Raw genomic sequence first — 22,132 nt, 5'->3', positions numbered from 1 at the left:
CCCGGACGGGTAGAGCGCTCAGAACCAGCCGCGGCGGCGGCCCAGGTGCTCCAGCTGCTGGTGGAGCAGCCCGGCGAGCTGGTGCCGGTCGGTGTCGTGGTGGCCGAGCCGGAACCGGCTGAGCTCGTCGCCGCCGGAGGACAGCAGCCCACCGCGGCGGTCGGCCTCCAGGACGACGTCCACCCCGGAGCCGTCGACGAGGAAGGTGACCTCCAGTTCGGAGATGCGCCGGGCGTACTCGCCCGACGGCTTCAGCTCGATCTCCTGGTAGAAGGGCAGGTCGGAGCCGTGTAGGCGGCCCTTCTCGACGTCGGCGGACTTGAAGTGGAAGCCGAGGTCACCGAGGGCGGCGAGCACCGCCTCCTGGACGGGCAGCGGGTGCACGTTCACCGCGTCGAGGTCACCCGGGTCCACCGCCCCGGGGATGGCCAGCTTGGTCCGCACCCCGATCTTCATCCCGTGCAGATGCCACCCGCCGATGTCGGTGATCGGGGTCTGCCACGGCACGGGCAGCTCGAAGCGGCCGCTGATCTGCTGCTCCGGGTGGATAGTGAAGCCGCCACCGATCTGCTGGGTACCGAAGGTGACCTGCTCGTGCCAGGTCGAGTCGTCGGTCTCGACCTCGACGGTCGCCTCGAGCGCGACGAGGACCTTCTCGATCTTCTGCTCGACCTTGCCGCCGGTGACGGTGGTCAGACCGGTCACGACCTGGCCCGGCAGGGTTTCCGGACGGTCCAGCACGGTCTCGACCGCGGCCCCGCCCACGCCGAGCCGCGACATGAACCGCTTCATCCCCATGGTGTGCCCGTCCTCCGCTTCCGTTCTCGTGTGTGCGCAGGACACGTTCTCACATCCGCCTGACGACCGGACCGCCGGAACGGCTCCCGGGTCGGCAGGGTGACAGCGGGCGGGGCGGGTGACAGCGGGCGGAGCGTGTCAACGGGCGGAGCGTGTCAACGGGCTGGTGACGCGGATGGGGTACGGCGTCCGGCTTCGGGGCGAACCGGTACCATTCCGCTTCGTGACCTGCATCGTCGGGGTACAGCAGGACGGCCGGGTCGTGATCGGTGGGGACAGCGCCGGTGTCGCTGGCTGGTCTATCACTGTCCGTGCGGATACCAAGGTGTTTCGTAACAGTGAGTTCATTATGGGGTTCACTGATTCGTTCCGGATGGGCCAGCTGCTCCGCTACAGCCTCGTGCCCCCGGTCCCGCAGGACTGGGATCTCGATCGGTTCATGGCGACGGACTTCATCGCGGTGGTCCGGGACTGCCTGCGTGACGGCGGCTTCGCCCGCAACGACTCCGGCAATGAGAGCGGCGGGCTGTTCCTGGTCGGCCTCCGCGGACACCTCTACCGCATCGACTCGGACTACCAGATCGGCCGCAGCGCGGACAACTACTATGCGGTCGGCAGCGGCGACGAGTACGCCTGCGGCTCGCTGCACAGCACCCGGGGCCTCGACCCGAAACAGCGGGTCCGGATGGCGCGGGAGGCCGCGCCCCACCACTCGACCGGGGTGTGCCCGCCGTTCCACATCATCTCCTCCGACGACATCTCCTCCGACGACGTGACCACCTACGACGCCTCGGACTGACCGGGCGCCTCGGACTGACCGGGCGCCTCGGACTGACCGGGCGCCTCGGACTGACCGGGCGCCTCGGACTGACCGGGCGCCTCGGACTGGCCGGGCGCCTCGGACTGGCCGGACAGCGGTCAGCGGTGGAGCCGTTCCGCGGCCAGCGCGGCGAAGGCCGACGTGCCGGCGAGCGGTTCGAAGCGTTGCGCGGCTGCGGTCAACGTGCCGTACTCGTCCTCGGTGAGCGTGATGTCGGCCGCGGCGGCGTTGTTCTCCACCTGGGCGACGCTGGACGCCCCCGGGATCGCGACGACCGACGGATGATGGATCGCCCAGGCCAGCGCGATCTGGGCGGGGGTGGCGTCGTGCGTGGCGGCGACCTCGCGTAGGACGTCGAGCAGCGGGGTGGCGCGGGCCAGATTCTCGGTGAGGAACAGCGGGTTTATCGCGCGGATCCGCCCGGTCGGGCGGTTCGTGACGTCGTAGCGGCCCGAGAGCAGCCCCTGGCTCAGCGGGCTCCAGGCGATCACGATCCGGGACTCCCGGGCGGCGAACGCCAGCAGCTCCTCGCCCCGCCTGCGCCGAACCAGGCTGTACTCGACCTGGTTGGACAGGATGGGCGCGCCGAGCGCCGCCTCGGCGTCCTGCCAGCGGGTCAGCGAGTAGTTGCTGACCCCGACGTCCCCGACGAGGCCGACGGCGCGCAGCGCCGCCATCCCGCGCATCGTCTGGCCGTCCCTGATCACCGGATTGGGCTGGTGGACCTGATACAGGTCGATGCGGTGCACCCCGAGCCGGTTCGCGCTCGCGACCGCCCGCTGCTCGACGATCGGAGCCAGCGGGAGCACGGGGAACACCTTCGTCGCCACGTACGCCCGGTCCAGCGCGTCCGGGATCCCGGCCAGCGCCGAGCCGAGGATGCGTTCGCTGCGTCCCATCCCGTAGATCTCGGCGGAGTCGAACAGCGTCACCCCGAGTTCGAGGGCCCGGCGCACGATGCGCCCGGCCTCGGTGTCGGCGTAGCTCGCCCCGTACCCCCACTCCCTGGACCCGAACTGCCAGGTTCCGAGGCCGATCTTGGATATCTTCTTACCGCTGGCTGTCGTGATGCCCTCGACGTAGCGCATCTGTCCAGTGAACGCCCGACCATGTCGGAGCGCGAGAGGAGCCTCACCGGTAGCCGCTCCGATGCCGGTGTCGTCGTCGAATCGTCCTGTCCGCGAATCGTCTTGTCCGGGGATCGACAGCGTTCCCGGCGCCGACGTGTTCGGCTGTACTCTCCGGCAGCTGCTAGGTTGCCGGCAGTCCGGTTCGTGCGGATGCGGGCGGGTGCTGGCTGGCCGGTTGGGCACGGTAACGCCGGTAGGTCATGGTTGCGCCGGTCCGGCACGGAATGCCAGGTGGAGGGAGCGTGTTGGTCACCCAGTTCAGTCGAGGGCAGAAGGCGCAGCTGTCGACGATCACCCCGGGCACCGACCTGTACGTCGGGATCCAGATCAATGCGCCGGGGGAGTGGGACATCTCCTGCTTCGGCCTGGACGGCGCCGATCGCCTCACCGACGACCGCTACTTCGTCTTCTTCAACCAGCCGGCGTCGCCGGAAAAGTCCATCCAGCTCCTCGGGCCGCAGGCCGGCGACAGTCAGGCGTTCCGGGTCACCCTCGACCAGGTGCCCGCCTCGATCGGCCGGCTGTCGTTCTGCGCCGCCCTCGACGGTGCCGGTAGCGCCTCGGCTATCTCGTCGGGGTACCTGCGGGTCGTCGTCGCGGGAACCGAGGTGCTGCGCTACTCCTTCACCGGCGCCGACTTCACCAGCGAGCGCGCCGTGATGATCGCCGACATCTACCGCAAGGGTGTGTGGCGGATCGCCGCCGTGGGCCAGGGGTTCCAGGGGGGACTGGCCGAGCTCATCCGCTCTTACGGTGGTGAGGTCGCCGACGAGGCGCCGCAGCCGGCCCCCGCTCCCGGTTTCGGCGCTCCCGGTTTCGGCGCTCCGCTCGCTGCACCGCCGCCCATGGGCTTCGCGGGTGGGATGCCCGCCACCGGCATGCCGGGTGGGATGCCGCCGACCGGCGCGTTCGGCGGACCCGAGATCCTGCCGTCGCAGGCGCGACCCACCCTGCCCGGGGCGATGAACAGCCTGGATCCCTACCGTGAGGTGCCGACCGCCGGTCGGTGGACCCAGCAGAACGGCAAGCTGGTCAAGGTCACCCTCGGTCCGGACGCGTTGGCGCTGCGCGGGTCGATGGTCGCCTACCAGGGCAGCGTCGAGTTCGACTACAAGAGCAGCGGGCTGCGCGGTCTCATCGAGGGCAAGCTGACCGGCCAGAGCCTCAAGCTGATGACCTGCAAGGGCTCGGGTGAGGTCTTCCTTGCCCAGGACGCCGCGGACCTGCACATCGTCGAGCTCGGCAGCTCCTCCCTCTGCGTCAACGCGAAGAACCTGCTGGCGATGGACGCCACCGTGCGCACCGAGGTGCGTCGGATCGAGAGCCCCGGCATCCCCGGCGGGGGGTTCTTCCACTTCGAGGTCTCCGGGCCGGGTTCGGTGGTCGTCATGACCAAGGGGTCTCCGATGACCCTCACCGTGCAGGGCCCGACCTTCGCGGACATGAACGCCCTCGTCGCCTGGACCACCGGCATGCGGGTCAGCGTGTCCACTCAGGTCCGGATCTCCCGGCAGATCTACGCCGGCGGTAGCGGCGAGGCACTGGCTCTGCAGTTCATGGGGTTCGCGGGGCACTTCATCGTCGTCCAGCCGTACGAGGTCTGAGGCGTGTCGACCATCCGGGAAGCGCGCCTGGCGGGAGGACCGCCGGGGGAGAGGAGCGGGCCGTGCAGGGCAGCCTGATCCAGCACTACGGACCAACTCCGATCATGGAACGGATGAGCAGGCACGGCTNGAAGATCGCCAAGGTGNTCATGAACCCGGGCCAGGATCTCTTCGCCCGGGTCGGGTCAATGATCGCCTACGAGGGGTTGATCGACTTCAACCCGCAGCCGCCGCAGCTCGGCCGGATCGCCTCCTCCTGGGCGACGGGTGAGGGCGTTCCGCTCATGACGGCGACCGGCCAGGGGCTGCTGTACCTCGCGGACTACGGCAAGGAGGTCATCGTCGCGCAGCTTGCCGGCGAGGGACTCTCGGTCAACGGCAAGAACATCCTGGCCTTCGACGCCGGGCTGCAGTGGAGCATCGAGCGGGTCCGCGGCATCACCATGCTGTCCGGAATGGGGATGTTCAACGTGGTGGTGCGTGGGCACGGCTGGGTGGCGCTGACCGCCAAGGGCAGTCCGATCGTGCTCGACACCCGGGAGGCGTCGACCTACGTCGACACCGACGCCCTCGTCGCCTACACCGATGGGCTGCGCGTCGAGCCCCGGCGCACCGCCCGGCTCGGCGGGCTCATCGGGCGCGGCTCCGGGGAGGCGTTCCAGCTCGGCTTTTCCGGCCAGGGGTTCGTCGTCGTGCAACCGAGCGAGGACGAGCGGCCGACCTTCTCGGTGCGGGGCTGAGGCCGCGATGGCACGGTGGGGGCGGGCGGCCGGGTACCGGCGCCGGACGGCGGAGCGCACCGCGGAGAGGACGGGGACGGCGACATGACGCAGGGCGGGATGTACGGCGGCCACCCGAGTGGTCCGCAGGGCAACTATCCCGGCGGTGGTCCGGGCTATCCGCCGGGCCAGGGCTATCCGCCGGGCCAGGGGACACCTCCCGGTGGCTCCGGTGGGCCGGCCGGCGGCATCCGCAGCAGTCTCCTGGACAATCCCGAGCGTCCCTCGGACGAGCCGTTTTCCCTGCAGAACGGCAAGATGCTCAAGGCGACGCTTGGCGCCCGCGGGATGCGGGAGTTCTATGCCCGCAAGGGCGCGATGGTCGCCTACCAGGGTGCCGCGAACTTCGACGCGCACTGGGAGGGCTGGGGCTCGCGTTTCCACAGCTTCTTCAGCGGCGGCGAGGGCCTGAACCTCATGCAGGTCTCCGGATCGGGTTCGGTCTTCCTCGCCAACCAGGCGCAGGACATCCACATCCTCGACCTGGTCGGTGATGGGCTCACCGTCGACGGCAAGAACGTGCTCGCCTTCAACGCCGACCTGACCTGGGACCTGGTGCGGGTGGACAGCCAGGTCGGCATCGCCGGTGTCGGGAGCTACCAGGTCGAGCTGCGCGGCAACGGCCGGGTCGCTGTCTGCACGTCCGGGGCGCCGCTGGTCATGCACGTAACGCATCAGAACTACTACTTCGCGGACGCCGACGCGGTCGTCGGCTGGTCATCGAGCCTGCAGGTCTCGATGCAGGCGGCGGTGACGTCCTCGGCCGTGTGGCGACCCCGGGGGAACACCGGGGAGAGCTGGCAGATGCAGTTCACCGGCGAGGGCTTCGTCATCGTGCAGCCCTGCGAGCTACTTCCGCCGTACAACGCGCTCGCGGGTGCCGGTCTCGCCGGACAGTTCGGCCTCGGCCAGGGCGGGTTCCAGGGCAACCAGCACGGCGGTCACGGTGGTCACGGCCCAGGCGGCGGTTTCGGCGNTGGCGGCCTAGGCGGTCTGTTCGGTAACCGCTGAGGCGACACCGCCTGCGACGGACGGGCGGCGAGGCGTGGGGGGTCATCTCGCCCGCTCGACGCCCTCGGCGTATCCGGCATTCTTGGCGTATCCGGCATTCTTGGTGTATCCGGCATCCTCGGCGAACACGTCGGGGGTGCGGACGTGTTCGGGCCGAAATCCGATGCCGATGACTCGCCCGAGTAGCCGCCCGAGTACCCGCCCGAGTACCCGCCCGAGCACCCGCCCGATCCGCGGCGCCGCCGTGGCGGTCACCCCATAGGACATCATGGCCGTCACCAGGTTGGACATCCCGGCCCGCACCGCCCCCGTCATCGTCCTTGCCGTCGCGTTCGTCGTCGCGTTCGTCAGGGGGGCACGCGCGACCTGGCGCGACGGGCTGCCGCCGTGCGCTGGCCGCTCGTCGTCACCCAACAGGCGTACCAGGAAGGCGCCCTGCCGGACCTGGATCATCTGCATGAGCACGNCCGGCCNGGNCCGCCGGCGCTNCNCCCGCCGCAGCTCGGCCGGCTCGGGTGGCCCGGCCCGCAGCGTCACGGCCATCAGGTTCGCCGTCGCCACCGCGTCCTGGACGGCGTAGTTCACCCCGACGCCGCCCGCCGGGGACATCGCGTGGGCGGCGTCGCCGATGCAGAGCAGACCCGGCTGGAACCATCGGCGAAGCCGGTCGACCTGCACCACCAGGGTCTTCACCTGGTCCCAGTCGGTGAGGTCGTCAACGGCACCGGACAGCGCCGGCGCCGCGGTGGTGATCTGCGCACGGAACGCCGCCAGCCCGCCGGCCGTCCTTGGCTGCCGCTGCGCCGACCCCTTCCGGACCACCATGCCGCACTGCCAGTAGTCGCGTCGATCCAGGGTGATCAGGGCGTGGCCCTTGCGGAGGTGCGCCAGGGTGAATCCGTCCCCGTTTCCCTCCTCCCCACGCTCGTTCCCCTTCTCCTCCCCACGCCCGTTCCCCTCCTCGTTCCCGTTCCCGTCCCTCGCCGCCCGGCGGCCGCTCGCGGACCTGTCACCCATGTCTTTCGGCAGCCGGAACCAGAGGACGTCGAAGGGAGCGCCGCGCTCCCGCACCGGCAGGCCGGCACGGGACCGCAGGGTCGAGTGCCGGCCGTCGGCGGCCACCGTCAGATCCGCCCGGATCTCGACCTCCCCGAGGGGGCCGGCCGCGCGCACGCCCACGACCCGTCCATTCGCCCGGACCAGGTCGGTCGCCTCGGTGCTCATCGCCAGGCGGAACGTCGGATAGGCACCGGCCCGCTCGGCCAGAAACGTGAGAAAGTCCCATTGGGGCATCAGGGCGATGAACGGGCAGGGCGTCCGCAGGTGCCGGAAGTCCACAACGGTCCGGCGCCGGCCCGCCATATCCAAAGCCAGCGTGGCGGCCCGGGTGTGCGGGATGCGAAGGAAGTCCGTCAGCAGGCCCAGCTCCGCCATCACTGCCATCGTGGACGGGTGAATCGTGTCACCGCGGAAGTCACGGGCAAAATCATCGTGCTTTTCCAGCACGATGACGTCCNCCCCTGCGCGGGCCAGCAACAGACCGAGCATCATCCCCGCCGGCCCACCGCCCGCGATGACGCATCGGGTGGTCCAGCGCAACGGTGCGGATGATGTTCCCATGCCAGCTCCCCGGATCCCGCCCCGGGCCTGCCCCGCGTCGGCCGCCACCAGGCGGAGCGACCGCGGCGGTCCCCGGAGCCCGTCGTCCCCGTCATCCTGCCCGGACGTCCTGCCCCGCCGAGGAGATGATCGAACCTGCCGTCGCCAGGCGCTGAGACTCCCGCTCGTCAGGTGCAGCCCTTCCAGCGCGAACCATTCGATGGCCGGAGGCTGGACTTCCGCGAGTACCGGTAACAGTTCGACCTCGTCGCCCGCCAGGAGGGGGGGCATCAGGAGGGGGGCATCGGGGCGGGGGCATCGTGGCGAGAGACGTCAGGCAGGCGACGGGTGGGGCGTGGCAGGGCGGGCGAGCGGGCGAGCAGGACGACCCCGCCCACGACCAGCAGAGCCGCCACCGTGACACCCGTGATAACCCCGGGGGTGTCCGGGGCGGGTACCCCGAAGACGAGCACGGCGAGAGTGTAGGAGACCGTCGGATTGGTGATGTTCATGGCGGTGACGGTCGGCGCGAGCGGACCCACGGCGAACGCCATCTGCCCGAATACGAGGCTGGCCATCGTGACTCCGCACAGGGCGTAGGCGAACCAGTGGGTCGCGGTGGTAGCGATCCCCTCGTTCAGGGTCTCGTCGGTGGCCTGCTTCATCAGCAGGGCGCTCAGCGCGAAGAACAGCCCGGCGCCGACTCCGAGCATCGCCGCACGCATTGCTGGTCGCCGGCCGCGGGAGAAGACCGTCAGCGTCGCCGCGAGGGCAATGATCGCGAGGATGGTCAGCGCCAGCCGGTATTCGTCCAGGGGAGCATGGGCGGGTAGGCGTCCCTGGACCGTGAGGAGCAGCGCGAGGCCTGCGCAGATCGATGCCACCGCCCACCATGCTCCCCGCGCCATCCGTAGATGGGTGCGGACCAGGCCCAGCGGGAGCGCGAACAGTAACTGGGTGACCATGAGGGGCTGCACCTCGGCGAGGGAACCAAGGTGTAGGGCGAGCGCCTGGGTGAAGAACCCGGCGACGTTTGTCAGCCAGCCCAGCAGCCACATCGGTTCGCGTGCCAGGTCGACCAGATGCCCCATTCCGGGCAGCGCGTGCGTCCGGTCGTCACGGGCGGCGAACCGGCTGCGTCCGGCGGCGCGTTGTTGCAGAGCCGCGGACGACGCGAGCAGGAACGCGGCGCACAGGGCCAGCGGGATGAAGAGCAACACGGATCGTTCGGTCNGTCAGGCGGAGCCGGCCCGCGGGGCGGCTGCCGGCGGGCGGCCGGACGCGCCGGCGGGATGGCGGCCGCCCCGCGCGGGCGTACTCATCGGGCTGGGTGCCTCGTCGGGGAGCGTCGGAGACAGCGGGACCGCCGGGACCGCCGGGACCGGGTGTACGCCGCCGAGCGGCCGGTCGAGCCGCCGCGGCGCATCGCCTGGACCGCGCATGTTGGACACGATGGCCGTAATGTACCGGCCCGGGGAACCGGATGTGATGTATCCCGGCTGGTGGGCGCCGGTGTGATCCGAGCGGGAACGTCCTGCTCGCCGGGCCTCGGCGTAGCCGTCTCACACCCCCGGTCCACGGAAGCGGGATCGCTCCAGACCGACGGGAGCGCGGCGTACGGCCGACCGGCCGTACGCGTTCCACGCCCATGGCGGCAGCGACACCACCGGCGTCGTGCGCGGCGTCGTGCGCGGCATCGAGACGATTACCACGGGGCTGAATTAGAAACGCCTGCGCGAGCCGTTTTCGTCTGCCATGTGAAAAAGATTTCCGTCGGCGACCGGTAGGGTCCGACACGGGCCGGGTGGACGGCTGCCTGCTTGACGCGGCATGGCGGCGATGCAATTTTTTTTGTGACCACCGGCACCGGATGGGATCGGTGGGGCCGGTGCCGTGCGTGTCGTCAATTTCCGTCCCGGGCACGTGGTATTCTTTCCGCTGCTCTACCAGATTCGGAGGTGCGCTTGTGCGTCACTCTCTTCGTGGGCTCGCTGTGGGATCCTGCATTGCGAGCACCGTGCTGATCGGAACGTCGCAGATCTCGGTGACCGCGGCGATCGCGGCGCCGGCGGGGCCGGTACCCGCGCCCGTCCCGGATTCCGCGGTCGCGGCTGGCGCGGTCGGCGCGGATGGCCTGCGGGGCAGGAGTTCCCCAGCCGGCATCACGAAATCCGCGCGGGTGTGTTATTTCGAGACCAGAGGCGACGACGTACACGTCTCCAGTTCCGCTCATGAGGCGTCCGGACACGGCTGGTGGGTCAACATCGACTGCGACGTCACCAAGGCGGTCGTCACCGTCCAGCTGCAGGAGTACTACAGCGACGGCACGTGGCGGAACGTCGGCGCGGTGGGCCGGTCGACGGTGAAGTCCGGCGGCGGCGCCGGAAACCGGGCGACCGGGCGGGGCCACTGCAGGAGCGGCAGTCTGACAGGGTGGCGTAGCGTCATCGACGTGGATCTGGTGGGCGTGCCCGACGACCCGAACAAACTCGTCACGACGGGTCGGAACATCAGGTGCCGGCGGTAGTGCACGAGGGTGACGCGGCCGGGCCCGCCGGCACCCTGTTCGCCTCCCTGTACGGCGAGCTGGCGCCGCACCCGTGGCGGGATCCCTTCGTCGCATCCTCCGACGCGTACAGCCTGTTCGTCGCGAGGTCGTCCGCGCTGGGCTGGCTCACCGAGGCCATGCCGGACGCCTCCGGCGGCCTGTGGGGGATGAACGATGCCGGGCAGGACCGGCCTGCCGCCGCCGGGGCGTCGCCGTCCCGCGCCGCCTGGTTCCAGGTGTCGTTGACCGAACCGGTCCCGAACCGCCGCCCCCTGCCGGTGCAGCCGTTCCTGGCCTGCGCGGACGATGTCGTGGCGCGGATCGGCACGCTGCGGCTGACGGCGGTGCAGCTCCTGCTGCCGGTGCAGCTCCTGCTGCCGGTGCAGGTGTCGCCGGTGGAGGGCCTCGGGATCTCGCCACGGACACCCGCCGTGGGAAGTCTACTGCAGGATGCCGGCTGGTTCGCCGACTGCGCCCCGCGGCACAGAACGCGGGTGCGGGTGACGGTGGACGGCGGGCAGGACCCGGCCATCCGTTCCGCCGCCCCCGCGATGCTCGACTGGCTGCGCAAACTCGACCAGCACGTCTTCTCGGATGACTCGCTCTCTCCGGCGAACGACGACCATCCGGTGCTGGAACCCGCCGTCATCGATGAACTGTGGCAGGGACCTGCTCGGCACCGGGTCACCTTCCAGGGGGCCCTCGCCGAGTGGACGTTGGACGCGCTGGGCTGGCTGGCCGCGTTGCTCGCGGAGGCGAGTGCCCGGCACGGGGTCGGCATCCCGCTACTGGTGACCGCCAGCCGATCGACGAGCCGAACNGGTTGAACTCCCTGGCCGGGGTGACGGCCATCCGGCGCGCCGATATCGTCCGGGTGTGGCCGTCATCGTGCAGTTTATCGTCGCTATAGTGCTGGAGATCACTGGAACGCTGGCGCTCCGGGAGACCAGCGGGTTCACTCGGCTCTGGCCGACCCTGATGGTCTGTGTCTGCTATCCGCTGTCATTTTTTTTCGTGTCTCGAGTGTTGCAGCATCTGGAGATCGGCTTCACTTACGCGGTGTGGTCCGCGGCCGGCACCGCGGCCATGGCCGTCATTGGCGCGGCCGTCTTCGGCGAATCGATGAACGCGCTAAAGGTCGCCTCGCTGGTCCTCGTCATCGTCGGAGTGGTCGGTCTCCAGCTTAGCGGTGCCCGCCGCTGACCAGCTGGTAGCTGGTAGCGGGTTTTTCGGTCGGTCAAAGCGCGGGTAGTTATATTAAGAGCGTGTCTTGTGTGGCCGCTCCGGGTGAACCGCCCCGGGTTCGGTGGAGACCGGGGCGGTTCAGTCAGTCTGACCCCGACCGCTTGGACGTCGTGTGGCGCGCTTAGGGTATCCGGCTCCCCAGATTGAGGCCCTACCAATTCCGGTGGATGTGAAGGTTCATCTCGCCTACCGGGAACCGGGCGGCTGGACCTCTCCCCATCACCGCTTCGGGGATATGGAAGCGGCATCGCGCTACATGGATGCGATCCACCACCTTGCCGGCCATGATGCTGCACGGAGGCGCGTCTGGGTATATAGCCCGTGTACCTGTCCCTAACCACTTGCCCACCTTCTCGTATGAGGGGGTGGGCCTTAGCTTGGTAGGGTATGGCTGTGGCGAAGCTGCTGGTGGTCCATCACACCCCGTCCCCGACCATGCAGGAAATGCTGGAGGCGGTTCTGTCGGGNGCTCGGACGGACGAGATCGAGGGCGTAGAGGTTGAGGTGCGGCCGGCACTCTCAGCCACGGCCTCGGATGCGTTGGCTGCCGATGGGTATATTCTTGGTACTCCGGCGAATATCGGCTATATGTCGGGCGCTTTGAAGCACTTTTTTGATGGTGTGTATTATCCTTGCCTTGAAGCAATCGTCGGCCGGCCGTATGCCCTCTACGTCCACGGCGGCAGCGACACCACCGGCGCCGTGCGATCAGTCGAGACGATCACTGCGGGGCTGCGGTGGAAGCGCTTGCGGGAGCCGCTGACGGTGGTGGGAGCGCTCGACGCTGCTGCCCGCGAAGCATGCTGGGAGTTGGGCGCGACCATGGCGGCCACGCTCGCGGACACGTAGTGTAACCATCCGACGCATGCGACTTTGTGCAAGTTCTGCGACCAGACCTACTTTCCCGTGCTTGAGGCGACCATCGGCCGGCCGTACGCCTTGTATGTCCACGGCAACAGCGACACGACCGGTGCGATCCGTGGGGTCGAGACCATCGCGACCGGGCTGAAGTGGAAGCGCCTTCGGGAGCCGCTGTCGACCATCGGCGAGGTAGATGCCGCTGTACGCGAGGCCTGTTGGGAGCTCGGCGCCACAGCTGCGGCCAGCCTGATGAAGAGACCTGGAGGGACCGGCCGAAGGCGAGTGCTGTCTGGACGCGTCAGCGGACGGGAGGCATNGCGTGCCAGGGGTCCCAGGTGGACCAGGCCTGCCAGTTCGGCAGGCCGTCGTCGCACAGCCAGNTCCATGAATGCCAAACCGTGCCGTCTCGGTCTATACCAACGAGCTCTTGGTGGCGGTCGGAGTGGGAGCCGGCGGCGATGGCGGTGAGCCACCCGGTCCGCACGGGGCGGGTGGTCGTGTCGGAAGCGACGGTCAGGCGCTGCTCTGCTCCGGTAGCGGCATGTGTGGGGGCGTGGTGTCGTCGCGTGGAGTGGTCATGTCCGTCCAGTCCGACCAGCCGGGCTCGGGCCAGTACCACCGGTGTCGCATCCGGCCGGTGGCGTCGAGCGCGTATACCTCCAGGTGACCTTCGGTGAGGGAGGACACCGCGATGTCCGTCGCTGTCATGCCCAGGCGGGTTAGCTTGTGCCAGTCGGACCATTGCGGTTCGGGCATCCACCAGCGGTGCCAGACCTCGCCCTCGACGAGGACGAACAGTTCCTGGTGGGCTCGTCCATGGGAGCCCACCGCGATGGCGTCGAGTGGCCGATCCCAGGGCCCGGCCATGTGGTGCCAGTCGGACGTACGTAGTCGGAAGTCCCGTTGAGTTGATCGACGTTGGCGGTGGCTGGGGGGACTGGGTGTGGCCTGATGGTCTCCGTGGGTGACGGTTCGCTGGTCGGGATGGTTTGCTGCGGTGCGTGGCGGTTGTCGAGTCGGGTGTTTGCGGCGTTGCTGGTGGTGAGGCGCTGGCGGATGTGTTGGTGGAGAACGGCCGTCTGCGAGTCGAGCTCGCGGAGCTGAGGACGGAGCATGCCCGGCTGCTCGCGGGACAGCTCCACCAGGGCCGCACGCACCTCATCCACGGTGGCCTCCCCGAATTGGATGTTCACGGAGAAGTTGAACTCATCCCGACCGCGCATGGCCTCGTCGAGCCCGCCTTCGGTGAGGTCAACGGCGGTGTAGGCCAGCAGTTGCGCGGGCTGGTAGCGGCCGGTAGCCACGATGCGGTCCCACTCCGGCGTCCCCGGATACGGGCGGAACTCGAAGACGGAGGCCCGGAAGTTCCCCGGCTGGCCGTCGGCCACCTCCCACAACTCCCTGACGTGGCGGACGGTGGCCGCCAGCTCCTCCCGCGTCTCGGTGGGGAAGCCCAAGATGAAGTATCCCTTCACCGAGATGCCGCGCTCGTTGAGGCGGCGGACCACGGAGCGGGTCATGTCCGGGGTGATCCGCTTACCCATGTACTTCAAGAGCCGTTCACTGCCGGACTCGACGCCCAGGGCAACTTCGCGCAGGCCGTTGGCGGCCAGCACATCCAACAGGGCGTTGTCGACCCGATGCAGGATGTTGATGCGGCCGGTGGCGTCCCAGACGAAGCGGTCCCCGAGGCGAGCGGCGGTGAAGGCCTCCATGCACTGGCGGNTGAACCGCTCGTAACCGAGAAAAAGATCATCGACGAAGCGGAAGGCGGTCACGCCGCCTGTGGCGTGCAGCACCTCCATCTCCGCGATGATGCCGGCCGGGGTGCGGGTGCGGATGGTGATGTCTGGGTTGGCGCTAACAGCAGCGCCGCAGAAGGAGCAATCGTAAGGACACCCGCGGGCACCGACCATGTTGGCCTCGACGCGGCCGTCTGGCGCCTGGTACGGGTCGCCCACCAGAAACCGGCGGTCGACGAAGGGCAGGCGGTCCACATCCGGGCTCAGGTGGTGGCCCGCGCCCGGACGGCCGCCGGTGACAGGCTGGCGAAGGATGGGATCGAGCCACATCACGCCGGGCAGGTCGGCGCGGGAGCGTTTGTCCTGCAACAGCTCAGCCACGCGGGTCTCGCCCTCGCCCAGCACCAGGGCCTCCAGCGCCCCGAAACGGGGGTCGGTGATGATGGCGGCAGGCATGGCCTTGGCCTGGTGCCCGCCGATCATGACCATGATGTCCCGGTCCAAGCCGGCGGCGATTTCGGCGCTCACCTCGTAGGTGGGGGCCAGGAGGTTGAAACCGGCCCAGCGCGGTCCGAGGCGGTTCACCAGTTGATAGGTCTCTTTGACGCCGAGCCCCAAAGCCTCGGCGTCGAGCACGCCGACGTTGAAGCCTTGGGCCGCCGCGTAGGTTGCGATGTAGGCCATGCCCAACACGGGCAACGTGAAGTCGTTTACCCGTGGGCGGACGCCGTAGTCACGCAGCGGGGCGTTAATAAAAACGGCGTCGAGCGGCTGGTTCAGGTCGGCGCCCAGGACGGGGCCGTCATCCAATGTCTCCACGGTATGAACCCCAAGCGAGGGTCAGTATGGTCAAGGTTGATAGGTGTTCCCCCGCCAGATGCCGCCACTGGGCACCGAAGGCACGCTCATTGTTGAACCAATGGTGCGCTGGGGCAGCTCGCCCCGCCCACGTGCGTACGGCCAGATCGGCGTAGGGGTAGAGGTCCCAGGTATTGGTGTAGTCAGCAACAGCAGCGCCGGCCGTCCAAGGGCCAATCCGCTGGACGCTTTGCAATTCGTCGACCAGGGCAGCCAGGGGTAGGCGGTTCCAGTTTTCGCCGTGGGCCAGGTAGGCCGTAGCGGCGGCCCGCAGCGCTGGCCGCTTGAAAGCTAGCCCTAGTTCTCCGTACTGCTCGTCGTCTAGCTCTAGGATTTTTTCGGGGCTCGGAAACAGGCCGAACGCGCCACCGTCCGGCAGCGCCACTTGCTCGCCGTGGGCCGCACATAGTGCCCGGTAGAGCTTCTTGGATTGCCCCGCCCGGATGACTTGACGCAAGATCGCGGTCGCTAGGGCCTCCCACAGCGAGGGGTTGCGGAAACGTCCCACCAGCCCGAGGCCAGCCAGCTCCTTGGCGAGCTCCGGCACTTCGCTAGCTGCTCCCTCCGGCAAGCCGAAGACATCCGCCAGCGGCTCCGCCGCCTCATCGCCCAGTGCCGCGAGCGTCAATTTGCCGCCGTGAACCTCCGCCAAGACCGGGCCGCCAGGCAACGCAAATACGCGGCGTACCCCATCTGCTGCGGGAAGCCAGGCGGGGTACTCGGTCATCCAGCGGTCTGCGGCAAACGGCATGAGGAAACTCCGGAAGTACGACGGTATTGGGCGAAGATATTGGCGCTATTATCTCATGGCGTCACTCCGGGGTAGGCGACTGTCCAGGGCTTGCAGGCCAGCGAGCACCCGTTTTAGAACTGCCATGTCATCGAAAACCAACCCAGGATCGGCACGTGCAACCGTAGCCCGACGGTGCGGGAGAAGCGGGTGCGACTCCTGGGATTCGGGCGGTGCCGGTGCCTCAATCTGGCACCAGGTCACTTTGCCAACTCCGGTGGGTGATGGGCAGTAGGCTGCCGCCGTGCTCAGGGCTTCGACAATGTGAAGGCCCCGGCCACTCTCACCGTGAAGATACTGAACCTGAAGTTCGGGCGGCTTCGGGTTGCGATCCCAGACTTCAAGTATGAGGCTCCCGGCGGCCCAACTGATGCGCATGGATACGATGGGCCTTGAGCCGCCGCCGGAACTTTGGGTGGCCCGGACGGCATTAGTAATGAGTTCTGAAATCAACAGGGCCGTGGTGTCGAGAAGATCTGTAAGCCTCCAGTCCTCCAGCAGCTCGGCCGCCGCTTGCCGCGCCAAGGCCGGGGCCGTGGTGGTGGCGGCGAACCTGGTGGACGCTCGCGCGCAGGTGAGCGGCTGGCTGGGGTGCAGTGCTGGCCGGAAGGTTCATGTCGACCTCGGCGAAGGGACGGCGGGCGTTACGGTGAGCACCCGCGCGCCCAACACCTCGATCTCCACTTCGATGGCCTGCCGGACGGCGGGCAAGGGAGAGAGGTGATCGAGACTTGCCACCAGGACCCCGGCGGCTTCCGACCTCATGACGGCTTCGAGGAGGACCGTGAGGCCGGGACGCACGATGCGCCCCGGGGGAATGGAACGGTCGACAAAAATTTCTGCCAGGGCCAAGCCTTCGGCCTGCGCGTGGGCGGTGAGCTGGTCGTGGAGCCGGTCGATTTCGGCTTCGTCGGCGTGCTCGGAGCTGATGTAGCCGTACACCGTCCGCGCCGACTGGCACTCCGCCGAGGACGGCGGGCGGCCGTTCATGAGGCGGTGAAGCGGGTGGTGGCCTGGCTGCTCGGAAGGAACCCCGGCCAGATGAGGAAGGCCCGGCGGGACAGGCTAGCGGCAGGGGNGCGGCGCTGGCGGGCCAGCATCCGCCGCGCCTCGCCGTGCAACCGGCGCAGTTCCGCGGTGACGGCTTCGGTTCGCTCTTCCAAGGCTGCCTGCTGTACAGCGGTGGTGGGCAGGTCGCCCGCGTCGCAAGCGAGGACGACGCCAGCGGCTTCCAGCCGTCCCAACGCTGCCCCGAGCCCTTCGGTGATGAGCCGCAGCGCCGCACTGCCCGGCGGCCCCAGTACGGAGTCTTGCCTTCCGGTGTTTGCATCCACCGGTGCCTCCAATCCTGGCAGGAAGATCCACTGATGTGGACGGGCGCCCGAGGCCGGGGAGCAGGGTCCTCTACCCGGCCCCGGGCGCCTTGGTCCTCAGCGTGAGCGGGCGGGACGGATGCGGCCATGCCGGGCCATGTATGACGGCTATACGTGCCGCCGCCAGTTCCCCACCTGGCGTGACCAATGCCCCTTTACGCTGCTGCCGAGCGCACTTGGATGACCACGAGTGGGAGCGGCCGGGGGCATGGACAGGGCATCAGGCCGGTACTGCCGCTCCTGCGGGAGCCGTCTCGCCCGCGACAACGCGGCCGGGTCCTGTGCCCCCTGCCAGCGCAAACAGGAGCAGCTGCGCCTTCAGGCCCCGGTGGTGCCTGATCACTTCTGGCAGACCGATGAACTACGCGACGCCCTGGCCAGCTGGCACATGGGCCGGGTGATCGCCGCCTACCGCCGCAACCCCTGGCACGGCCGGGTGCTGGCGCAGGAACTGGTTGGCGGCTGGGCCGACCTCTCCCAGGTGCAGCTATCCCGCATCGAGTCCGGCCCGCCGATCAAGGACCTGGACCGGCTGATGATGTGGGCGCGCACCTTGCGCATCCCCGCTCATCTGCTGTGGTTCCAGCTCCCCGAGCAGCGCCCCGCACCTGTAGCGGCGGCCCCGACGCCGCCGGTACCCGCGGGGCCGGACCTGCCGGCGCTGCTGGGCAGCCTGACGGCTGGGCGCCTCCCGTTGGCCGCCGGCGAGACCCGTAGCCCCACCATCGGCATTTCCGCCTTCGAGGGCATGACTACGGGCCAGAGCGCCGAACTGCTGCTGAAATTGTTCTTGCAGCTTGACGACGAGTTGGGCGGCGACAGCCTGTATCTGCCCCTATCCCGGTACGTGGCCCGGATGGCCGTGACGGTGGAGCAGGACCCCGGTGATGGTTTGCTCGCTTTCGGCCAGCTCGCCCAGATGACGGGGTGGCTGGCGCTGGACGCTGACCACCACGCCCAGGCCCGCCGCTACTTCACCACCACCATCTACGTGGCCCATGAGAGCGACGAACCGGGCCTGGCCGCCAGCGCCCTGGGTTATATGAGCCTTCAGGAGACCTACCGGGGGCGGCGGGGGCCGGCGCTGTCGCTAGCGCAAACCGCGCTCGCCTCCGGGACGGCCGGGCTTACGCCGCTGACCAAGACGATGTTGGGTACNCGCCTGGCTCGGGCCCAGGCCGGCGTTGGCGACCAGGACGGCTGCCGCCGCACCTTGGACGCCGCCCGTACCGACTTCGAGGCCGCCGGCCACCGGGACGAGCCCATGTGGGTGTCCTACGTCGACGAGGTAGAGGTAGCCGCCCAGGAAGGCGCCTGCCTGCTGGAACTGGGCCAAACCGGCGAGGCCGCCTCGGCGCTGACGCAGGCCATTGGCCTGCTTACCCAGCGCACACCCCACCGCATCCGGGACCAGGTGCATTACCTGTCCCGGCTGGCGAAGTGCCACTTGAAGGCGGGCGACGTTGAGCAGGCCTGCCAGACGGCGGCCGATGCCCTCTCCCTGAGCGAAGCCATCGGCTCGACGCGGGTAGCTCTGCGCCTGAAAGAATTTGCGGACGGGCTTGAGCCCTTCGGCACCGTGCCCGCGGCGCGGGACTTCGGCGAGCGGTTCCGCCTGGCGACCGCTGGCCCCGGCAGTTAGCCCACGAGGCCGAAGACGGCCGCTTGGAGGGCGCGGGGCCGGGTGAGGTCCGGCAAAACGGCTTCGGCCCCAGCGGCCTCGAGGTCCGCCACGGTGCTGCCGCCGGTGGCAACGCCCACCGCCCGCACACCAGCATCGTGGGCGCCCTTGACATCGTGCGGCGTATCCCCGATCACCACCACCCTGGGCCGGGGGAAGCTCACCTGGTGGGCGGCCTCGGCCCGCTTAACCGCCAGCCGGACCAACACGGCCCGGTCGCTGTCGTCGTCGCCGTAGCCGCCCACGGCCAGGTCTAGATGCTCCGTGAGCCCGAAGGCGGCCAGCTTGACTTCGGCGATGGAGTGCAGGTTGCCCGTCACGACAGATTGCACAACACCATCGGCAACGAGAGCCGCGATGGCCTCCCCAGCACCGGGCAGGCTGCGGCCGGCGCCCCGCATCCGGTCCTGGAGCTGCCGGGCCGCCTCGCCCAGGGCGTCGTAGAAGGCCGGTAGCAGCGGCTCCGGCTCGGTGATCCCGCCGAGTTGGAGCGTCTCGATAATGATCGCCCGCTCCGTGCGGCCGGTCATGTCGGCCAGCTGTTCCATGGGGCTGCCCGTTACCAGCTGGTAGGCGCGGGCGTAGATGTCCCGGCTGACGCCCTTGATCTCTAGCAGGGTGTGGTCGACGTCCCAAAGGATGAGGGCCGGTGCGGTCACCCGGTCATGATCCCACATCGAAGGAACGGCGGGTGGTGACCGCCGGCTCCCGTCCGGTGGACTTTTGGCCGCTACACTCTCGATCACGTTGATACCCAGGCGGCATCCCACGGGAGCGATCACATGCCGGAGCTGGCCGCGCCTTACTGCGAGTGCGGCACCCGGCTGGCCGCCGACAACGCCGGCCCCCGCTGCACCGGATGCCTGGGGCGAGTCCGCCGGGAAGCCGAAGGCCCGCCGGCGCTTCCGGATCACTTCTGGCAGACCGATCAACTCCGCGACGCCTTCGCGGCCCAGCACATCGGCCTGNTCTCCGTGGCCTACCGCCAAAGCCCGTNCCACCGCCGGCCCATCAGCCAGGAGCGGCTTGGTGGGTGGCTCAATTTGACCCAGGCCCAGGTGAGCCGGATCGAGAGTGGCCCGCCCATCCGGGACTTGGACCGCCTGACGCACTGGGCCAGGACACTTCGGCTGCCGCCTGCCCTGCTTTGGTTCGACCTTCCCGGGCAACCGCGGGTACCCCTGGCGGCGTCTTCCACGCCGGCCTGGATGGGTGGACCGGGTTACGGCTCCATCGCTGCCACCGTCGAGGGTGGAGCCCTGGAGACGATCCGCGCCGCCGCCCTGGCCTTCCGGGCTGCCGACCGCCAGCTCGGGGGCGGGCGGCTGTACCCAATGGTAGTGCGGTTCATCCAGACCGAAGTTGCTCCGCAGCTGGTGGGCCACCAGCACCCGCCGTCGGCGGTATTTTCGGCGGCCTCGTCGCTGACGGACATGGCCGGCTGGCTGGCCTACGACGACGAGCGGGGCGACCTCGCGGGGCAGCACTTCGTGCAGGCCTTCGGCCTTGCCACCGCCGCCGGCGACCAAGCCCTGAGTGCCCAAGCCCTCGTGAGCCAGAGTCACCTAGCCTTGGAGGATGACCGTCCCCGCGACGCCGTCCGGCTGGCCGAGGCTGGCCTTGCCCTGGTGCCGGATGATCCGGGCTGCGGCGCATTGCGTACCCGGCTTCATGCCATGAAGGCCAGGGGCAGCGCCTTGGCCGGAGCACCGGCCGACTGCTTGACCGCCCTCCGGGCCTCCGTACTGGAACTGTCACGTGCCGCCACCGGTGGCCACGAGTGGCTGAGCCCATTCGACGAAGCAGCGCTGGCCGCTGAGGCCGCCATTTGCTTGCGGGATCTTCGTGACCTTGCCGGAGCCGAGCGCCAGGTTGCCCGCGTGCTGGAGCTTCGAGGCCCCGACCGGGTTCGTAGCCGGGCCTTCGGGAACCTGACCTTGGCCACGGTGCGTCTTGGGGCCGGCGACCTTGAGGGGGCGTGTGAAGCCGGCGGCCAGGTGCTCGACGTGACGCCGCATCTGGCATCCGATCGCGTCGTCGGCCAGCTTCGGGCCCTTGGCCACCGGCTTGAACCTCACGGAGCTGTTGGGCCCGTAGCCAATTTTCTTGGGCGGATGACCACGACGTTGCCACGACCCCGGCAGGCTGAGGCTTCATGAACATCGAACAGGAGTGGGAGGCCAGCTACGCCGGCCGCGATGCCGCCGAGTTCGCCCACCTGGCCGAAGGCAACGCCCGCCAGGCCCGCAAGCGGGTATCGGCTGATGCTCTGATCCGCGACGAAGCCGGCCGCCTCCTGCTGGTTGATCCGACATACAAGCCGGATTGGGATCTACCGGGCGGGATGGCTGAAGCCAACGAGCCGCCGCGGGACGCCCTGCGGCGCGAGCTGAAGGAAGAACTCGGTCTTGATCCGCAGGTGGGTGACCTGCTGTGCGTGGACTGGGTTTCACCGCATGGGCCGTGGGATGACCTGCTGGCCTTCGTCTTCGACGGCGGCGCCCTCACCCAGCAGCAAGCGCAGGGGCTGCGCTCCGTGGACCCGGAGCTGGCGGCCGTCCGCTTCTGCTCCCCGGAGGAGGCGGCCCAGCTACTCCGGCCGTATGTATGGCGGCGGGTACACGTAGCACTCGCCGTGCTGGGCGGAGGAGGTGTCCGCTACCTCCAGGACGGCCATAGTTGACCGTCCTGGTGCTGCTGGGACGGTCGTTCAACAGAAGTACAGGCACTTTGCACCAGCCTGCCGCCCTCGACAACTCCGCGCGAGCCTGGGCGGTGGAGCTGGCCCGCGCAGCCTGGCGCATGTTCGTCGTCGTCTGCCTGGCCATCGAGGTCACGCATTGCGTCCTGAGTGGTCGCAAGCGGCCCCGGCACCGCCGCTTGCCGAGCATCCGGCCGCCCTGAAGCGGCGCAAATGAAAAAGCGGCTGCCCGCTGGAACGGGAGCCGCAATAAGCACTAACGGAAAAACTCACTCTTAGCTTGTAAGTATTCGGCGATGGCGTGGAGGGGCTGGTTCCGCCGTGTGGCGGTGTCGTGGCTGTGGCGGGAGTCGGGCGGAGTGTCCGCGGGATGCTGGTGGGGGGTTGTGGGCTCTTCGTGATACGTCGGGTGTAGTTCCTGATACCGAGGACGCTGGTGATGTGTCCTGGGTGGTGTGTCTGTTCTGTCTGTCACCGATGATGTCACCGAGGTGGCGTACTGGCGTGGGCGTGCCGAGCGGGCCGAGGAGTGTGCGGAGAAAGCCGAGGCCCGTGTCGGGCAGCTGCAGCTGCGGGTCGAGGAGTTGAGCGA

Annotated in this window: 21 protein-coding genes; 11 read left to right on the top strand and 10 right to left on the bottom strand. The window is 69.0% G+C overall.

Annotated features, from left to right (window positions below):
- Window positions 1-18 precede the first annotated feature (18 nt).
- On the bottom strand, window positions 19-798 hold the full coding sequence (locus CED_RS16895) for a sporulation protein (RefSeq protein ID WP_011437294.1): 780 nt from the start codon (window positions 796-798) through the stop codon (window positions 19-21).
- A 223-nt stretch (window positions 799-1,021) separates the two neighbouring features.
- Here CED_RS16895 and CED_RS16890 point away from each other — a divergent pair, with 223 nt between their 5' ends.
- Window positions 1,022-1,597: a hypothetical protein gene (locus CED_RS16890; RefSeq protein WP_035912212.1), complete on the top strand. Its 576-nt coding sequence runs from the start codon at window positions 1,022-1,024 to the stop codon at window positions 1,595-1,597.
- Window positions 1,598-1,716: 119 nt separating this feature from the next.
- On the opposite strand, the gene CED_RS16885 is transcribed toward CED_RS16890, so the two are convergent.
- On the bottom strand, window positions 1,717-2,706 hold the full coding sequence (locus CED_RS16885; protein WP_011437292.1) for an aldo/keto reductase: 990 nt from the start codon (window positions 2,704-2,706) through the stop codon (window positions 1,717-1,719).
- Between the two features lie 287 nt (window positions 2,707-2,993).
- Between CED_RS16885 and CED_RS16880 the strand changes: the two genes are divergently transcribed.
- The 3 genes from CED_RS16880 to CED_RS16870 all read left to right on the top strand — a co-directional run bounded on the left by CED_RS16880 (window position 2,994) and on the right by CED_RS16870 (window position 6,142).
- A complete protein-coding gene (locus CED_RS16880; protein ID WP_035912209.1) occupies window positions 2,994-4,352 on the top strand; it encodes a TerD family protein in 1,359 nt (452 codons plus the stop codon).
- 62 nt (window positions 4,353-4,414) lie between these two features.
- Window positions 4,415-5,092 carry an AIM24 family protein gene (locus CED_RS16875; RefSeq protein WP_035912181.1) on the top strand — a complete coding sequence of 226 codons (678 nt, stop codon included), beginning with the start codon at window positions 4,415-4,417 and terminating at the stop codon, window positions 5,090-5,092.
- An 84-nt stretch (window positions 5,093-5,176) separates the two neighbouring features.
- Window positions 5,177-6,142, top strand: coding sequence for an AIM24 family protein (locus CED_RS16870; RefSeq protein ID WP_063613444.1), 966 nt, complete (start codon window positions 5,177-5,179; stop codon window positions 6,140-6,142).
- Between the two features lie 42 nt (window positions 6,143-6,184).
- On the opposite strand, the gene CED_RS21630 is transcribed toward CED_RS16870, so the two are convergent.
- Together CED_RS21630 and CED_RS16860 are read right to left on the bottom strand one after the other, a co-directional pair.
- Window positions 6,185-8,032 (bottom strand): FAD-dependent oxidoreductase, encoded by a 1,848-nt coding sequence (locus tag CED_RS21630; protein ID WP_051868879.1) that lies wholly within the window; start codon window positions 8,030-8,032, stop codon window positions 6,185-6,187.
- Window positions 8,032-8,961: a DMT family transporter gene (locus CED_RS16860; RefSeq protein WP_011437287.1), complete on the bottom strand. Its 930-nt coding sequence runs from the start codon at window positions 8,959-8,961 to the stop codon at window positions 8,032-8,034. Before CED_RS16860 ends, CED_RS21630 begins: the two co-directional genes overlap by 1 nt.
- Before the next feature lie 773 nt (window positions 8,962-9,734).
- Between CED_RS16860 and CED_RS21625 the strand changes: the two genes are divergently transcribed.
- The 4 genes from CED_RS21625 to CED_RS16840 all read left to right on the top strand — a co-directional run bounded on the left by CED_RS21625 (window position 9,735) and on the right by CED_RS16840 (window position 12,383).
- A complete protein-coding gene (locus CED_RS21625) occupies window positions 9,735-10,268 on the top strand; it encodes a hypothetical protein (RefSeq protein WP_083342742.1) in 534 nt (177 codons plus the stop codon).
- Entirely contained in the window at window positions 10,256-11,116 is an 861-nt protein-coding gene (locus CED_RS26325; protein WP_011437285.1) for a hypothetical protein, read from the top strand. The genes CED_RS21625 and CED_RS26325 overlap by 13 nt, the downstream gene beginning before the upstream one ends.
- A gap of 49 nt (window positions 11,117-11,165) precedes the next feature.
- Entirely contained in the window at window positions 11,166-11,492 is a 327-nt protein-coding gene (locus CED_RS16845) for a multidrug efflux SMR transporter (RefSeq protein ID WP_023841168.1), read from the top strand.
- A gap of 429 nt (window positions 11,493-11,921) precedes the next feature.
- Window positions 11,922-12,383: a flavodoxin family protein gene (locus CED_RS16840; protein WP_082456722.1), complete on the top strand. Its 462-nt coding sequence runs from the start codon at window positions 11,922-11,924 to the stop codon at window positions 12,381-12,383.
- A gap of 525 nt (window positions 12,384-12,908) precedes the next feature.
- Here the strand turns inward: CED_RS16840 and CED_RS16835 are convergent.
- The 5 genes from CED_RS16835 to CED_RS16820 all read right to left on the bottom strand — a co-directional run bounded on the left by CED_RS16835 (window position 12,909) and on the right by CED_RS16820 (window position 16,727).
- Complete coding sequence (locus CED_RS16835; protein ID WP_035912180.1) at window positions 12,909-13,103, bottom strand: hypothetical protein; 195 nt, start codon at window positions 13,101-13,103, stop codon at window positions 12,909-12,911.
- Window positions 13,104-13,114: 11 nt separating this feature from the next.
- Window positions 13,115-14,956: a radical SAM protein gene (locus CED_RS16830; protein ID WP_035912178.1), complete on the bottom strand. Its 1,842-nt coding sequence runs from the start codon at window positions 14,954-14,956 to the stop codon at window positions 13,115-13,117.
- Window positions 14,940-15,722 (bottom strand): hypothetical protein, encoded by a 783-nt coding sequence (locus CED_RS16825; RefSeq protein ID WP_035733189.1) that lies wholly within the window; start codon window positions 15,720-15,722, stop codon window positions 14,940-14,942. The genes CED_RS16830 and CED_RS16825 overlap by 17 nt, the downstream gene beginning before the upstream one ends.
- A 72-nt stretch (window positions 15,723-15,794) precedes the next feature.
- Window positions 15,795-16,310, bottom strand: coding sequence for an ATP-binding protein (locus CED_RS22895; RefSeq protein WP_235187118.1), 516 nt, complete (start codon window positions 16,308-16,310; stop codon window positions 15,795-15,797).
- 87 nt (window positions 16,311-16,397) lie between these two features.
- Window positions 16,398-16,727, bottom strand: coding sequence for a recombinase family protein (locus tag CED_RS16820; RefSeq protein WP_035733191.1), 330 nt, complete (start codon window positions 16,725-16,727; stop codon window positions 16,398-16,400).
- A gap of 639 nt (window positions 16,728-17,366) precedes the next feature.
- On the opposite strand from CED_RS16820, the gene CED_RS16810 reads away from it, so the two are divergent.
- Complete coding sequence (locus tag CED_RS16810) at window positions 17,367-18,800, top strand: hypothetical protein (RefSeq protein WP_035912174.1); 1,434 nt, start codon at window positions 17,367-17,369, stop codon at window positions 18,798-18,800.
- On the opposite strand, the gene CED_RS16805 is transcribed toward CED_RS16810, so the two are convergent.
- Complete coding sequence (locus CED_RS16805; protein ID WP_011437275.1) at window positions 18,797-19,516, bottom strand: HAD family hydrolase; 720 nt, start codon at window positions 19,514-19,516, stop codon at window positions 18,797-18,799. The two genes, CED_RS16810 and CED_RS16805, sit on opposite strands and share 4 nt — an antisense overlap.
- 1,478 nt (window positions 19,517-20,994) lie before the next feature.
- On the opposite strand from CED_RS16805, the gene CED_RS16795 reads away from it, so the two are divergent.
- Together CED_RS16795 and CED_RS23855 are read left to right on the top strand one after the other, a co-directional pair.
- Window positions 20,995-21,522 (top strand): NUDIX hydrolase, encoded by a 528-nt coding sequence (locus CED_RS16795; protein ID WP_011437272.1) that lies wholly within the window; start codon window positions 20,995-20,997, stop codon window positions 21,520-21,522.
- Window positions 21,519-21,743 (top strand): hypothetical protein, encoded by a 225-nt coding sequence (locus tag CED_RS23855; protein ID WP_023841125.1) that lies wholly within the window; start codon window positions 21,519-21,521, stop codon window positions 21,741-21,743. Before CED_RS16795 ends, CED_RS23855 begins: the two co-directional genes overlap by 4 nt.
- The last annotated feature ends 389 nt before the right edge of the window (window positions 21,744-22,132 follow it).

Origin of the sequence: Frankia sp. CeD (assembly GCF_000732115.1) — a bacterium.
GTDB lineage: Bacteria > Actinomycetota > Actinomycetes > Frankiales > Frankiaceae > Frankia > Frankia casuarinae.
Note: the sequence above shows the minus strand (reverse complement) of the source record. Positions and strands in the feature narration are given on the sequence as shown.

Coding starts and splice junctions, on each gene's coding strand:
- CED_RS16795 (WP_011437272.1), top strand. CDS start 20,995: ATGAACATCGAACAGGAGTGGGAGGCCAGCTACGCCGGCCGCGATGCC.
- CED_RS16835 (WP_035912180.1), bottom strand. CDS start 13,103: ATGACAGCGACGGACATCGCGGTGTCCTCCCTCACCGAAGGTCACCTG.
- CED_RS16885 (WP_011437292.1), bottom strand. CDS start 2,706: ATGCGCTACGTCGAGGGCATCACGACAGCCAGCGGTAAGAAGATATCC.
- CED_RS16895 (WP_011437294.1), bottom strand. CDS start 798: ATGGGGATGAAGCGGTTCATGTCGCGGCTCGGCGTGGGCGGGGCCGCG.
- CED_RS16805 (WP_011437275.1), bottom strand. CDS start 19,516: ATGTGGGATCATGACCGGGTGACCGCACCGGCCCTCATCCTTTGGGAC.
- CED_RS16825 (WP_035733189.1), bottom strand. CDS start 15,722: ATGACCGAGTACCCCGCCTGGCTTCCCGCAGCAGATGGGGTACGCCGC.